Origin of the sequence: Shinella sp. (genome assembly GCF_052438155.1) — a bacterium.
Lineage (GTDB): Bacteria > Pseudomonadota > Alphaproteobacteria > Rhizobiales > Rhizobiaceae > Shinella.
In genome coordinates this window covers 43371-56836 of sequence record NZ_JBQVPI010000013.1, presented here as the reverse complement: position 1 = coordinate 56836, position 13466 = coordinate 43371, and the positions used below count along the sequence as shown (strand labels likewise).

The window sequence follows — 13466 nt, the reverse complement described above, 5'->3', positions numbered from 1 at the left end:
GATCCAGACTAGGCCTGGATGTCGATCGTGCCCATCATGCCGAGCTGTTCGTGCTCGAGGATGTGGCAGTGATACATGCGCGGTCCCGGCAAATCCTGGCGCAGCAGGATCCGCACCGTCTCACCGGCCGTGATGTTCACGGTATCCTTCCACGCTCGATAGGATGGCATGGAGACCTTCCCATCCTTCTCATGTTCCGTGATCTGAAACTGCGTCCCATGCACATGGAACGGATGATCCATATCCGCCTCGTTGACGATTTCCCAAAGCTCGACTTGTCCGACTTTCGAGACTTCGTCTATCCGGTTCATGTCGAAGCTGGCACCGTTGATCAGGAACTTCATCCCCATGCTGTCGGACGACAAGGACATGCTGGAGTGATCCATGCCGCTCATTGTCATGCTGCCATGGTCCATTCCGCCCATCGATTCCGTCAGCACGAACCGGCGCGTGACAGCCGGGGTCCCGAGAGGTTCGATGGTGCGTAGCTTTGCTGGCAGGGGCGGCATTGCGGCCGTTGCCTCTTCTGATACGTTTGCCGTCAGCAGGATCATGCCGGCCTCGTTCGGTTTGCCCGGCCCCATCCATCCACGCTCGTAGTCGAGCGTCGTGAGCTTGGCTTCGCCCGGCTTGTCGAAGGAAACGATCAATTCAACGCGTTCGGCCGGCGTGAGCAACAGTTCGTTGACGGCGACGGGTGCCTCGATCAGGCCGCCGTCCGTTCCGATGACGGTCATGCTGGCATTCTCGAACGCGAGGCGCAGGAACCGCGCATTCGTCGCGTTGTAGAGACGTATGCGGCGTTTTTCGCCGCGCGCAACAGCCATTGCCGGGTTCTTCTGCCCATTGACGAGCACGTGATCGCCGACGCGACCGTTCATCAGGTCGGCCATCGTGCTTTCCGGCATCGTCCCGTCGGCGGCGATCCGGAGATCGGTGAGCATAAGAACCGTGTCGCCATAGTCCGGCGGGATGGGGTCGTTCTTCGGTTTGACCAGAAAGATGCCGGCGAGCCCGCGATAGACCTGCTCGGCGGTCAGCCCATGGGGGTGGGGATGAAACCAGTAGGACGCCGCACTGCCTTCCGGCAGTTCGAACGCATAGATGCGCTCTTCGCCCGAGGCTACGGGGTCCGTTGGATTGCCGTCCTGATCGGCCGGAACCGGCATGCCATGCCAATGGATCGTCGTGGGTTCGCCTGGAATCCTGTTCTCAAAGCTGATCTCGACTGTGTCGCCCTCACTCGCCTCGATCACGGGATTGGTGCCGTTGTAGAGAAGCACAGGCGTATCGAGCCCGTCAGCGAACCTTACGAAACCTGGTTCTGCGGCCAGTTTTGCCTTGAATACGCCGGGCACGGCCGATTGGTTGGACAGGCGTGGCAACGCCCTGAGCGGCTGCCCTTCCGGCAAAATCGGGTTGGTGGCCGTCTTGGGCATGTTGTGACCGCCGTGGCCGTTCATGCCGCCCATATCGTACTTCATCTGGGCTGTGGCAGGCCCGGCAGCGACGAGACCCGCAAGGCTCGCCAGAAAAGTCCGTCGATGCATGATCGTCTTCCTCTTGGTCGCGTGGATTTCGCCAAAGGCGGCCCCTGAGAGCCGCCCTCCGGATTGTTAGCGGCCACGGGCGGCGAGCCAGGTTTTCATCATGGCGATCTCGCTTTCCTGCGCCTTGATCACCTCTTCGGCGAGTTTGCGCACCAGCGGGTCCTTGCCATGCTCAAGCACGACTTTCGCCATGTCGACAGCACCCTGATGGTGCGGGATCATGCCGCGCATGAAGTCGATGTCGGCATCACCGGTGAACTCGACCATCATGTCCTTGTGCATGCGGTCATTGGCGCTGGCGAACGCCACCGTCGAGGGAGTGTCGGGAACCGGCATCGTGTGGCCCGACATATCGTAACCTTGCATTGGATTGTCCTTGTTCATCTGACTCTGGGCGATCGCGAGGCCACCGCTGATGGCGAGCGCACCTGCGATAAAGATCGGGGTGAGCTTGTGCATGATATCGCTCCAGCTCAGCCCGCGGTTGCCGGATAACCGGCCTCTTCGAGAACCTGTTGAACTGCGGCCAGGGTAGCGGTCGTCTCGATCTCGACGCTGCGTATGGCGGGACTGGTCTCGACCTTCGCGTTGGGATCGACCGACTGGATCGCCCGGGTGACGGATTTGGCGCAGCCGCCGCAGGTCATGTTTTCGATTGTGAGCTTCATGAGAGTTCTCCTTGGTTGGGTCTCAGATACTCAAGCTGGGGCTTCCAACCATGGGAAGGTCAAGTGGCGCCGAAAGGAAAAGTTTGCTATTGACCTTCCCATGGTTGGAAGCCCCATCTTCTGTCCGAACCTGAATTTCGGAACGAGAAAAGGAGGCGGCTATGAATGCCCCCGTTCGCGCAACAGACTTAACCGGAACGATATCGCTCCCCATCGAGGGCATGACGTGCGCGTCCTGCGTCGGGCGTGTCGAAAGGGCCCTGAAGACCGTCCCGGGGGTCGAGACCGCATCGGTCAACCTGGCGACGGAGCGTGCGAGCATCACGACCAGATCGACAGTCGACCGCGCCAAGCTCATCGAAGCCATCGAAAACGCCGGCTATTCCGTGCCGGCGAAATCGGCAGGTTCGCCCGGCCCCACGGAGCTATCGATTGACGGCATGACCTGCGCATCCTGCGTCGGCCGTGTCGAGCGTGCCCTGAAGGCGGTTCCCGGCGTAACGGGGGCGGTCGTCAATCTGGCGACGGAGCGCGCGACAGTCCACGGAGAGGCCGCGGTCGCGACTCTGATCGCGGTGATCGAGGACGCCGGTTATGAGGCAAAGCTGATCGGTGCGGCCGCCGCCGCCGATGGCGATGAAGACGAGAACGCCGAGCGAGCGGTGAAGAAGGATGCGGAGCGCCGTGAACTGGCCCGCGATTTCACCATCGCGGCGGTGCTCACCGCGCCGGTCTTTCTTCTGGAGATGGGATCGCACGTCATTCCGGGCGTGCATGGCCTCATCGAGTCCACGATCGGCATGCAGTGGAACTGGTACATCCAGTTCGCGCTGACAACGCTCGTCCTCTTCGTTCCGGGCGTTCGTTTCTATGACAAGGGGCTCCCGGCGCTCTGGCGTCTTGCTCCTGACATGAACTCGCTTGTGGCCGTCGGTACGCTCGCAGCCTACGGCTATTCGCTGGTCGCGACCTTCGCCCCCGGTTTCCTGCCGCCCGGAACGATCAACGTCTATTATGAGGCCGCCGCAGTCATCGTCGCGCTCATTCTGCTCGGCCGCCTGCTCGAGGCCCGCGCCAAGGGCCGGACATCCGAAGCGATCAAGCGCCTGGCAGGCCTTCAAGCCAAGACGGCGCGCGTGCGCAGGGGCGGCAAGGTGGTCGACCTGCCGATCGGCTCGGTCGTTTCCGGCGATATCGTTGAAGTTCGTCCCGGCGAACGCCTGCCCGTCGATGGCGAGGTGGTGGAAGGCACAAGCTATGTCGACGAGTCGATGATTACCGGCGAACCTATTCCGGTTTCCAAGACACTGGGTAGCGCGGTCGTCGGCGGCACGGTCAACCAGAAGTGCGCGTTTGCGTTTCGTGCGACCGCGGTCGGCGGCAATACGGTGCTTTCGCAGATCATCCGCATGGTCGAAGAGGCGCAGGGCTCCAAGCTGCCGATCCAGGCGTTGGTCGACAAGGTCACCATGTGGTTCGTACCGGCCGTCTTCGCCGTCGCGGCGCTGACCTTCGCGGCGTGGCTCACCTTCGGCCCGTCACCCGCGCTAACGTTTGCGCTGGTCAATGCCGTCGCCGTCCTGATCATCGCCTGCCCATGCGCCATGGGTCTGGCGACGCCGACCTCCATCATGGTGGGCACCGGCCGCGGCGCGGAACTCGGCGTGCTCTTCCGCAAGGGGGAAGCGCTCCAGTTGCTGAAAGACGCGAAGGTCGTGGCGCTCGACAAGACGGGCACCCTGACCGAGGGCAAGCCGACCCTGACCGACCTGGAACTGGCCGCCGGCTTCAGCCGATCGACCGTCCTCAGTCTTGTCGCCGCTGTCGAGGCCAAGTCGGAGCACCCGATTGCCAGTGCAATTGTGGAGGCGGCTGCCAGTGAAGGCATCGCGCTGCCGGTCGTGTCGGACTTCGAATCGGTGACGGGCTTCGGCGTCAAGGCCATGGTCGAAGGCAAGCGCGTTGAAATCGGCGCAGACCGCTACATGAACGAGCTCGGCCATGATGTCGCAACGTTCTCCGAGGTCGCCGCCCGTCTCGGTGACGAGGGCAAGTCGCCCCTCTATGCCGCGATCGACGGAAAGCTCGCGGCGATCATCGCGGTCGCCGATCCGATCAAGGCCGCCACGCATGCGGCAATCAAGGCCCTGCACGATCTCGGCCTCAAGGTCGCGATGATTACCGGCGACAATGCCCGTACGGCCAAGGCCATAGCAGCCAGGCTGGGGATCGACGAGGTGGTGGCGGAAGTGCTGCCGGACGGCAAGGTCGATGCGGTTCGTCGCCTCAGGGTCAAGTACGGCAAGGTCGCCTTCGTCGGCGACGGCATCAACGATGCCCCGGCGCTTGCGGAGGCGGATGTCGGTCTTGCCATCGGCACTGGTACGGACATCGCAATCGAGGCTGCGGACGTGGTCCTGATGTCGGGCAGTCTGCAGGGCGTGCCGAACGCGATTGCTCTGTCAAAGGCGACCATCGGCAATATCCGGCAGAACCTGTTCTGGGCGTTTGCCTACAACACGGCCCTGATTCCGGTCGCGACCGGCCTTCTCTATCCGGCCTACGGCGTCTTGCTCTCGCCGGTCTTTGCCGCGGGCGCCATGGCCCTGTCCAGCGTCTTCGTACTCGGCAATGCGCTGCGGTTGCGGACGATCAAGCTGGCGAACTGACAAACCGCAGCAGCCGACCCGACATCCGGGTTGGCTGCGCGCCATTTTACGGAGAATATTGATGAACATTGGACAGGCATCAAAAGCCTCGGGCGTTTCGGCCAAGATGATCCGCTACTACGAGCAGACCGGCCTCATTCCCGCCGCTGACCGAACGTCGTCCGGCTATCGCGACTATTCGAACACCGACGTCCACATGCTGCGCTTCATCCGCCGTGCGCGCGATCTCGGTTTTTCGGTTGCCGAGATCAGCGATCTTCTTGGCCTGTGGCGTGACGAGACCCGGCAGAGCGTCGAGGTCAAGCGTCTGGCGCAGGGCCACATCGATGAACTGCAAAAGAAGATCAAGGGTCTGCAGGACATGGCCCACACGCTCACGACGCTCGTCAACGCCTGCCACGGCGACCACCGCCCCCACTGCCCGATCCTGCAAAGTCTCGAAACCGATCTTGAGGACGAGGACCTGGTTATCCAGCCTCGCTCCGGCGCGGTCGCACGTCCGGTGCAATGACGCACCCGTCCGGGCGCCTGCGCGCGACAACGATCGCCATCTTGGCCGGCGCGCGCGCCCCGGCGAACACCGGCATCACGGCGCCTTCAGGGGACCCAGAGCACGCAGGTGCTTTCTCATCTCCTCGGCGGCGTCCGCGTTTTTTCCGTCGAACAGAAGTTCCAGAATGCGGACATGCTCGATGCAGCGGGCGCGGGCGAGTTCGCGGTCGACCTTCTGCTGATATTCGATGAGCCGGCGAAGCCGATCGACGCGGCGCAGGCTCTCGATGAAGAAGGCGTTGCGGCTGCATTCGGCAATGGCCTCGTGCATTTCGCTGTTGATTTCGAACAGCCGGACGGCGGAGATTTCGAGGATCCCGCCGGCCACCAGATGGCGCTGCTGCTCAAGGTGCCGCTCGAGGACAGGCCTGTCCAGTATGAAGCCCGGCTCCAGGATAGCGGCGGGCTCGATCGCCTGGCGGAAGCTGTAGCTCTGCCGATAGGTCTCCATCGAGGTCAGGACCGGCAGAAACCGCCAGCCATGCCCCGGCAGGCGCTCGGCCCAGCCTTCTTCCGACATGCGCCGGAGGAGGGCCTGCAGGCGAGGGCGCGTGACGCCGTAGCGGCGCAGCAGTTCATTTTCGCTGATCCTGTCGGGGATCGCTCCGGCCAGTCGGTCGCGGGCGATCGCCAGATACGTCTCCTCGCTGCCGTCGGAGCCCGACTCGCTTGCGGCAAAAGCCTCCGCCGCCTCCGGGTCTGCGACCTCGAAGCCACCTCTTTCAGCCGGCGACAGCACGCCCGCGCGTTGCAACTCGCGCAGCGCCGTGCGGATCGGCGAGCGCGAGACGAGGAAGCGTTCGGCAAGGCTGCGCTCGGTCAGTGCGTCGCCGGGTGCCAGCCGCTCTGCATGCACAAGCCGGGCGATCTGCTGGGCTAGGGTGCTGGCGATCTGGGTCATGTCCGCTCCTTCGTGGCTGAGGTCTTCTCGCATTTTTTGCGTGGTTCGCCAAGCTGTGGTTTTTTGTGCTTGCATAGTGCCAGGATTCGGATTAGTGGGATTTTGTAATTTCAAAACACCATGAGTGTTGGCTCGATCGAGGAGGGTTGCAAGTGCGCATATTGGCCCTGCCAGGCGACGGGATCGGTCCTGAAATCACTGCAGCGACCATTGAAGTTCTTGAGGCTGCCGACCGGCGGTATGGTCTTGGGCTGCGGATCGAAAGCGCAGATATCGGCCTGAAGGCGCTGGCGGAGCATGGCACGACCTTGCCGGACCCGATCCTGCAGCGCATTCCACAGGTCGAGGGTGTTATCCTCGGCCCGGTTTCGCATTACGAATATCCGCCGATTGAAAAGGGCGGCATCAATCCGTCCGGGGGACTGCGGACCAAATTCAACCTCTATGCCAATATCCGCCCCTGTCGTTCGCGCCCGGATCTGTCGATCCTGAAGAAGCCGATGGATCTCGTGATCGTGCGGGAAAACACCGAAGGGTTTTATTCCGACCGGAACATGTTTGCGGGCAGCGGCGAGTTCATGCCGGATCCGGACCTTGCTTTGTCCGTGCGCAAGATTTCGGCGGCGGCCTGCCGACGGATAGCCGAGGCGGCGTTCCGGTTGGCGACGACGCGGCGGCGCAAGGTGACGGCGGTGCACAAGGCCAATGTGCTAAAACTCTCGGACGGGCTTTTCTTGCGCGAAGTGCGCAAGGTGGCAACGGCCTTCCCGGATGTGGTTCTGGAGGAATTGATCGTCGATGCCACGGCGGCGCTTCTGATACGCCAGCCCGACCGGTTCGATGTCCTCGTCACGACCAACATGTTCGGCGATATCCTGTCGGATGAGGCGTCCGAACTGTCTGGCAGTCTTGGCCTTGGTGGTTCGCTCAACCAGGGCGACGATATCTGCGTGGCGCAGGCCCAGCACGGATCCGCGCCGGATATCGCCGGTCTGGATAAAGCGAACCCGACCTCGCTGATCCTCTCTACCGCGATGCTGCTGGACTGGTTGGCCGAGCGTCACGCCGCGCCGCATTTCGCCAGCGCCGCCCGGGGGATCGAAGCCGCGGTGGAGGCGGCGCTGGCTGACCCGGCCGGCCGTACCGCTGACCTCGCCGGTCCGCTCGGAACCGCCGCGTTCGCAACCCGCATCGCCGGTGCGGTCTCGCTTGGGGAGCGGCACCCACGATAATTGCTTGATTCCGGATTGTCGTATATATGCGCTTAATACCATTCCGGGGTTGAAAATGAACGAACTTCATCGCTCGCTGGCGGACAAGATCGTCCGCCACATCAGGACATCGGCCATGGAACAGGGACAGCATCTGACGGAAGCCAGCCTCCAGACCCTGTTCGGCACCTCGCGTCCGCCGATTCGCTCGGCGCTCGGGCTGTTGGCCGATCAGGGCATCGTGGAGCGGGTGCCGAACAAGGGCTTCTATCTGCTCGACCCTCACCGCGTCGCCGCCGATCAGTTGCCGGCCGCCGATGACACGTCGGACGAGGCGACCTACCTGCGCATCGCCGACGACCGCCTGTCGCGCCGCCTGCCTGACAGGGTCAGCGAGACGGACTTGATGCGGCGTTACGGCGCGTCGCGGCTGGCCCTGCGGCGCATCCTGACCCGCATTTCCGGCGAGGGCTGGATCGAGCGCAACGAGGGCAGGGGCTGGACATTCGCCGTGCTGATCGATTCCGTCGAGGCCTATCGCGAATGTTATGATCTGCGCCAGGTGATCGAGGTGCACGGCATACGCTCGCCGGAATTCCGGTCCGACCCGGTCGTGCTTGCAGATCTGCGCCGACGGCAGGAAATCATTGCCGACGGGGGGTGGGAGCGCCTCAGCCAGATGGAGCTGTTCGAGGCGAACTCGGCCTTTCACGAGGGGCTGGCGACCTTGTCCGGCAACAGGTTCCTGCTGACCACCGTACAGAAACTCAACCAGCTTCGGCGCCTGATCGAATACCGGCAGACGCTGAACGCGGCGCAGGTACGGGGCCAGAATGCCGAACACCTTGCCATCCTGGATGCGCTGGATGCCAGCGATTTCGACAGGGCGGCAAGCCTGATGCAGGAGCATCTCGGCAAGGCCAAGCTCCGCAAGGCCCGCGCCGAAATGTTTTCCGGTGGCTCCGCTAGCGAGCCGAACCAAGGAGGTGACACATGACACGCGTTCTCGTACCCGCAGGGGCGTTGGGATTGGGTTATGACCGCGAGGCGCTGGAGCGCGGCGTGGCCAACCGTCCCGATATCATCGCCATCGACGGCGGCTCGACGGATAGCGGCCCGTCCTATCTCGGGCGGGGCGTTTCGAAATATTCCCGCGCTTCGACCAAGGTGGAATGGCGCGAGTTGATGCAGGCGCGGGCGAAGGCCGGGGTGCCACTGGTCATCGGCACGGCCGGCACCTGCGGCGCCGATGCAGCGGTGGACTGGTTGTTCGACATCACCCGCGAGATCGCCCTCGAAGAGGGCATGAAGGTCAAGGTCGCGACGCTGAAGTCCGGCCAGCCGAAGGAGCGGGTGAAGGCAGCGCTTGGCGGCGGTCGCCTGCACGCCTTGCCGGCCGCGCCTGACATCTGCGAGGCCATCGTCGACGACTGCACCAACATCGTCGCGCTCGCGGGCATCGAGCAGGTCGCGGCGGCGCTTGCCACCGGGGCGGATATCGTGATCGCCGGGCGCACCACCGATACGGCGATCATCGCCGCCCTTCCAGTCGTGCGCGGCGATCATGCCGGGGCCGCCTGGCATGGCGCCAAGGTCGGCGAATGCGGTGCGCTGGCCACCACGCAGCCTAATTCCGGCGTGATCCAGATCGATTTCGATGCCACGGGCTTTACCATCGAGCCGATGGCTGCGGATGCCGCCGCCACGCCCTATACCGTTTCGGCCCACATGCTCTACGAAAACTCCGACCCCTTCATCCTGCACGAGCCGGGCGGTCATCTCGACGTGACGCGGTCCGACTACGAAGCGCTCGATGGCCGTCGGGTGCGCGTCGAGGGCTCGAAATGGGTGCCGGGCCGCTACACGGTGAAGCTTGAGGGCGCGCGCGTCGTCGGCTACCAGACCGTCGGCCTCGCCGTCGTGCGCGAGCGCCGCTATGTCCAGCATGTCCGCGAATGGGCGGCGGATATCGAGGCGAAGGTGCGCGACAAGATCATCGCCCGCATGGGCCTTGCCGCCGATACCTTCAACGTCGAGATCCGGCTGATCGGCATGGATGCGACGCTCGGCGCGCTGGAAAACCGCCGCGACGTGCCGGTCGAGGTGGGCATTCTGGGCATCCTGACCTGCCCGACCGCAGAACAGGCGGCCGAGGCCGGAAAAATCCTCAATCCCTATCTCCTGCACCATCCCCTGACCGAGGACGAGCCGATGCCGACCTTCGCCTTTCCGTTTTCACCCGCCGAAATGCAGCGTGGCGCGCTTTACGAGTTCTGCCTCAACCATGTGATGGAACTGGACGATCCGCTGTCGGCCTTCGTGCTCGAAACCCATGAGGTGGGACATGCCTGAACTGGGAAGCCTCGTCAGCAAGGTACGCTCCAAGAATGCCGGGCCGTTCTGGCTGACGGTCGATGTCTTCTGCGACGATCCGACGACCTACGCGCGGGTGCGCGAGGGGTTGAAGGACGCCACCGTGGCGCGGCTCTTCGGCGTCGAGCAGCAATTGCTCAAGCGCTTCGACATCCCCGCACTGAATGTGGTGAAGTTCTCCGTGCCGCGGCCCGTCGTGCAGGGCACGCGGGCCGACCGCGACATGCATGGGGCAGGATGGGCCTGCCTTCTGGAGGAGCTGCAGATAGATTGACCGTTCTGCCGCAAGCCTTGGTTTTGCACCGCCCCCTGCCTTGGTGCAGGGGGGGGCGTTTTTTGTGGTTTCCTCTTCGCTGTAGCCGGTAACAAGGGTGTTGCGCAAAGGGCTATATTGTCGTAAGTATCTCATTAAGACAACGGCAAGGAGGCCGGTGTCTGTGTTGCCGGACCGGCAGCACCAGGGCTTTCGGCCCGGACTTTTTGGGAGGAAATTATGATAAAAGCAGTTTTTGCCGCAGCATTGGCGTTTTCGCTTTCGGCCGCAGCGCCGGCCCTTGCCGATCCGGCAGTGGTCATGGCGCCGGGTGGCGCTGGCGGCGGTTATGACGCCATGGCGCGCCTGCCGTTCGAAGCCATGTCGAAGGAAGGCATCTTCGCCGACGGTGCGACCTACACCAACAAGGGCGGTGCCGGCGGCACGATCGGCCTTGCAGAATTCGTCGGTGCCAACCGCGGCAACGACAATGCCGTCATGTCGATGGGCGTCATCATGGTGGGGGGCATCCTGCTCAATTCCTCGCCTGTCACGCTGGACGACGTGACGCCGCTGGTGCGCCTCACCAACGATACGGGCGTTGTCGCAGTGGCGACTGATTCGCCGATCAAGACCGTCGACGATCTCGTCAAGGCGATGAAGGCAGACCTCGGCGCGGTGTCGATCGGCGGCGGCTCGGCCGGCGGCGTGGACCATATCGTGATGGCGTTGATCGCCAAGGAAAGCGGCCTGGAACCGGCCAAGCTGAACTACATCCCCTATGACAGCGGCGCGGAAGCCGTGACCGCGCTCGGCGGCGGCGCCGTGACGGTTGCCGTGTCGGGCGTCTCGGAATTCAAGCCGATGGCCGATGCCGGCCGTATCCGCATCATCGCCGTCACCTCCGAGGGCCGCGTCGAGGGTGTCGATGCGCCGAGCCTGAAGGAAGCTGGCCTCAACGTCGTTGTCGGCAACTGGCGCGGTCTCGTCGGTGCGCCGGACATGTCGGCAGACGGCCGCAAGATGTGGCTGGACCGCTTCGCCAAGATGCATGACAGCGCTGCCTGGAAGGACATTCTCGCCAAGCAGGGCTGGGAAGATGCCTACCTTTCAGGCGATGATTTCGTCACGTTCCTCAACGACGAAAAGGTCCGTATCGGTGCAATCCTGAAAGAATCCGGCCTCGTCAAGTAACGCGCCGCGCGTCTCGAAAGGATGTCTGACATGACGGAACGCCCCTATTGGATTGCGGCGGCAACGGTCGGCTGGGGAGCCGTCGTTCTCTGGAAGGCCGCGGAATTGCCCCAGTTCGACCAGTACGCTCATGTCGGCCCGGGCTTCATGCCCTCGGCCGTCGGGTTCGGGTTGGTCCTGCTGGGCTTGATGCTGGCGCTGCAGATCCGCCGGGGCGTTTCGTTCGAGGAGCAGAGCGCCGAGGATGTGAGCGAGGACCACCACGTCTCCTACAAGGCGCTTGGTCTCGTCGCTTTGGCCTGTGCCTTGCCGATGCTGACGATGAAGCCGCTTGGCTTCGTCGTCACCTGCACCGGCTGTTTCGTGCTGATCGCGGCGGCGTTCAAATCGCGCCGCTGGCATCTGGATATCGTTATCGGCCTCGGCTTTGCGCTGTTGTGCTGGTGGCTCTTCCGCAAGCTGGGTGTCCAGCTCGGCGGTCTTCTTCCGATGATGGGGGTGTAGAATGGACGCGATTACCGGCTTGATGAACGGTTTTTCCGTCGCGCTGCAGCCGCAGAACCTCCTATGGTGCTTCGTCGGCACGTTCCTCGGAACTGCTATCGGCGTGCTGCCCGGCATCGGGCCGGCGCTGACCATCGCGCTGCTCCTGCCCGTCACCGTCTATATCGAACCGACGGCAGCCTTCATCATGTTCGCCGGCATTTTCTACGGCGCCATGTATGGCGGTTCCACGACCTCGATCCTGCTCAACACGCCCGGCGAGAGCGGATCGATGATGACCGCGCTCGAGGGCAACAAGATGGCCCGGAATGGCCGCGGCGCAGCCGCGCTCTGCACCGCGGCCATCGGCTCCTTTGTTGCCGGCACGATCGGCACGCTGGGCATTACCTTCCTCGCGCCGCCGATCGCCGAACTTGCCTTCATCTTCAAGCCGCAGGACTATTTCGCCCTGATGCTGCTTGCCTTCCTGTCCGTCTCGGTGGTGATGGGAACCTCCAAGGTGCGCGGCTTCATCGCGCTGTTCCTCGGCCTGTCGCTCGGCGTGGTCGGCATCGACAAACAGACCGGCCTGCAGCGGTTGACCTTCGGCGTGCCGGACCTGATGGACGGCGTCGAGATGACGGTCGTGCTCGTCTCGCTGTTCGCCATCGGCGAGACGCTCTACGTCGCCAGCCGCTTCGGCCTGCAAAAGCCAAACCTCAATCCGCTGGCCGGCGGCATCTGGATGACGAAGGAAGACTGGAAGCGCTCCTGGAAGCCATGGCTGCGCGGCACGCTTTTCGGCTTTCCCATCGGTGCACTGCCGGCCGGCGGCGCGGAAATCCCGACCTTCCTGTCCTATACGGTCGAGCGCAACCTGACCAAGCACCCTGAAGAATTCGGCCACGGCGCCATCGAGGGCGTGGCGGGCCCGGAGGCTGCGAACAATGCTGCCGCCGCCGGGGTGCTGGTGCCGCTGCTGACGCTCGGTCTGCCGACCTCGGCCACTGCCGCGATCCTGCTCGCCGCCTTCCAGAACTACGGCCTGCAGCCGGGGCCGATGCTGTTCATCAATTCGGCCGACCTCGTCTGGGGCCTCATTGCCTCGCTCTATGTCGGCAATCTGATGCTGCTCATCCTCAACCTGCCGCTGGCGGGGCTGTGGGTGCGGCTCCTGTTCATCCCGCGTCCCTATCTCTATGCCGGCATCCTGATCTTCTCGCTGGTCGGCATCTGGGGCGTGTCGAATTCCTGGGTGGATCTTGCCATGATGTTCGGCGTCGGCCTGCTCGGCTACACGATGCGCGTCTACGATTTTCCGATCGCGCCCGTGCTGATCGGCCTCATCCTCGGGCCGATGGCGGAAGTGCAGATGCGTCGGGCGCTCGCCGTAGGGCAGGGGGATCCGATGGTCTTCGTCTCCACCCCGCTCTCGGCTGTACTGGTCGCCGTCTCGGCGCTGATCCTGATCGTGCCGGCGTTGCTGCACTGGCGGCGCACACGCAAGATCAACATGCCCGACGAAACCGCCGGCGTCTGACGCCGCCCATCCATCCTGATGCCTGACCGGCCGCACCCCGTGCGGCCGGGCGGGAAAACACAACCCTCAGGG

Annotated in this window: 13 protein-coding genes; 9 read left to right on the top strand and 4 right to left on the bottom strand. The window is 63.7% G+C overall.

The features are described 5' to 3' along the window. Positions 1-8: 8 nt before the first annotated feature. The 3 genes from ACT6VE_RS21650 to ACT6VE_RS21640 form a co-directional block, all read right to left on the bottom strand. A complete protein-coding gene (locus ACT6VE_RS21650) occupies positions 9-1550 on the bottom strand; it encodes a multicopper oxidase family protein (RefSeq protein WP_444800504.1) in 1542 nt (513 codons plus the stop codon). A gap of 66 nt (positions 1551-1616) precedes the next feature. Beyond that, complete coding sequence (gene copM, locus ACT6VE_RS21645) at positions 1617-1916, bottom strand: CopM family metallochaperone (protein ID WP_444800584.1); 300 nt, start codon at positions 1914-1916, stop codon at positions 1617-1619. Between the two features lie 107 nt (positions 1917-2023). Next, on the bottom strand, positions 2024-2218 hold the full coding sequence (locus tag ACT6VE_RS21640; protein WP_444800503.1) for a heavy-metal-associated domain-containing protein: 195 nt from the start codon (positions 2216-2218) through the stop codon (positions 2024-2026). Positions 2219-2379: 161 nt separating this feature from the next. Here ACT6VE_RS21640 and ACT6VE_RS21635 point away from each other — a divergent pair, with 161 nt between their 5' ends. Beyond that, the gene (locus ACT6VE_RS21635; protein WP_444800502.1) at positions 2380-4887 is read left to right on the top strand and encodes a heavy metal translocating P-type ATPase; all 2508 of its coding nucleotides are present in this window, start codon (positions 2380-2382) and stop codon (positions 4885-4887) included. Positions 4888-4948: 61 nt separating this feature from the next. Continuing rightward, positions 4949-5398, top strand: coding sequence for a Cu(I)-responsive transcriptional regulator (gene cueR, locus ACT6VE_RS21630; protein WP_444800501.1), 450 nt, complete (start codon positions 4949-4951; stop codon positions 5396-5398). Between the two features lie 75 nt (positions 5399-5473). Here the strand turns inward: cueR and ACT6VE_RS21625 are convergent, their stop codons facing one another. After that, entirely contained in the window at positions 5474-6340 is an 867-nt protein-coding gene (locus ACT6VE_RS21625) for a GntR family transcriptional regulator (RefSeq protein ID WP_444800500.1), read from the bottom strand. Positions 6341-6492: 152 nt separating this feature from the next. Here ACT6VE_RS21625 and ACT6VE_RS21620 point away from each other — a divergent pair, with 152 nt between their 5' ends. From ACT6VE_RS21620 to ACT6VE_RS21590, 7 genes are all read left to right on the top strand, one after another. Beyond that, on the top strand, positions 6493-7572 hold the full coding sequence (locus ACT6VE_RS21620) for an isocitrate/isopropylmalate dehydrogenase family protein (RefSeq protein WP_444800499.1): 1080 nt from the start codon (positions 6493-6495) through the stop codon (positions 7570-7572). A gap of 55 nt (positions 7573-7627) precedes the next feature. Beyond that, on the top strand, positions 7628-8548 hold the full coding sequence (locus ACT6VE_RS21615; RefSeq protein ID WP_444800498.1) for a GntR family transcriptional regulator: 921 nt from the start codon (positions 7628-7630) through the stop codon (positions 8546-8548). Beyond that, positions 8545-9903: an acyclic terpene utilization AtuA family protein gene (locus ACT6VE_RS21610; protein ID WP_444800497.1), complete on the top strand. Its 1359-nt coding sequence runs from the start codon at positions 8545-8547 to the stop codon at positions 9901-9903. Before ACT6VE_RS21615 ends, ACT6VE_RS21610 begins: the two co-directional genes overlap by 4 nt. Further along, a complete protein-coding gene (locus tag ACT6VE_RS21605; RefSeq protein ID WP_444800496.1) occupies positions 9896-10198 on the top strand; it encodes a DUF4387 family protein in 303 nt (100 codons plus the stop codon). Before ACT6VE_RS21610 ends, ACT6VE_RS21605 begins: the two co-directional genes overlap by 8 nt. 219 nt (positions 10199-10417) lie before the next feature. Continuing rightward, positions 10418-11371 (top strand): tripartite tricarboxylate transporter substrate binding protein, encoded by a 954-nt coding sequence (locus ACT6VE_RS21600; protein WP_444800495.1) that lies wholly within the window; start codon positions 10418-10420, stop codon positions 11369-11371. A gap of 30 nt (positions 11372-11401) precedes the next feature. Further along, complete coding sequence (locus tag ACT6VE_RS21595; RefSeq protein ID WP_171902494.1) at positions 11402-11875, top strand: tripartite tricarboxylate transporter TctB family protein; 474 nt, start codon at positions 11402-11404, stop codon at positions 11873-11875. Between the two features lies 1 nt (position 11876). Beyond that, on the top strand, positions 11877-13394 hold the full coding sequence (locus tag ACT6VE_RS21590) for a tripartite tricarboxylate transporter permease (protein WP_444800494.1): 1518 nt from the start codon (positions 11877-11879) through the stop codon (positions 13392-13394). The last annotated feature ends 72 nt before the right edge of the window (positions 13395-13466 follow it).

Excerpts from the sequence above, each read along its gene's own strand:
- ACT6VE_RS21650 (WP_444800504.1), bottom strand. The coding sequence starts at position 1,550 with ATGCATCGACGGACTTTTCTGGCGAGCCTTGCGGGTCTCGTCGCTGCC.
- copM (WP_444800584.1), bottom strand. The coding sequence starts at position 1,916 with ATGCAAGGTTACGATATGTCGGGCCACACGATGCCGGTTCCCGACACT.
- ACT6VE_RS21640 (WP_444800503.1), bottom strand. The coding sequence starts at position 2,218 with ATGAAGCTCACAATCGAAAACATGACCTGCGGCGGCTGCGCCAAATCC.
- ACT6VE_RS21635 (WP_444800502.1), top strand. The coding sequence starts at position 2,380 with ATGAATGCCCCCGTTCGCGCAACAGACTTAACCGGAACGATATCGCTC.
- cueR (WP_444800501.1), top strand. The coding sequence starts at position 4,949 with ATGAACATTGGACAGGCATCAAAAGCCTCGGGCGTTTCGGCCAAGATG.
- ACT6VE_RS21625 (WP_444800500.1), bottom strand. The coding sequence starts at position 6,340 with ATGACCCAGATCGCCAGCACCCTAGCCCAGCAGATCGCCCGGCTTGTG.
- ACT6VE_RS21615 (WP_444800498.1), top strand. The coding sequence starts at position 7,628 with ATGAACGAACTTCATCGCTCGCTGGCGGACAAGATCGTCCGCCACATC.
- ACT6VE_RS21610 (WP_444800497.1), top strand. The coding sequence starts at position 8,545 with ATGACACGCGTTCTCGTACCCGCAGGGGCGTTGGGATTGGGTTATGAC.
- ACT6VE_RS21605 (WP_444800496.1), top strand. The coding sequence starts at position 9,896 with ATGCCTGAACTGGGAAGCCTCGTCAGCAAGGTACGCTCCAAGAATGCC.
- ACT6VE_RS21600 (WP_444800495.1), top strand. The coding sequence starts at position 10,418 with ATGATAAAAGCAGTTTTTGCCGCAGCATTGGCGTTTTCGCTTTCGGCC.
- ACT6VE_RS21595 (WP_171902494.1), top strand. The coding sequence starts at position 11,402 with ATGACGGAACGCCCCTATTGGATTGCGGCGGCAACGGTCGGCTGGGGA.
- ACT6VE_RS21590 (WP_444800494.1), top strand. The coding sequence starts at position 11,877 with ATGGACGCGATTACCGGCTTGATGAACGGTTTTTCCGTCGCGCTGCAG.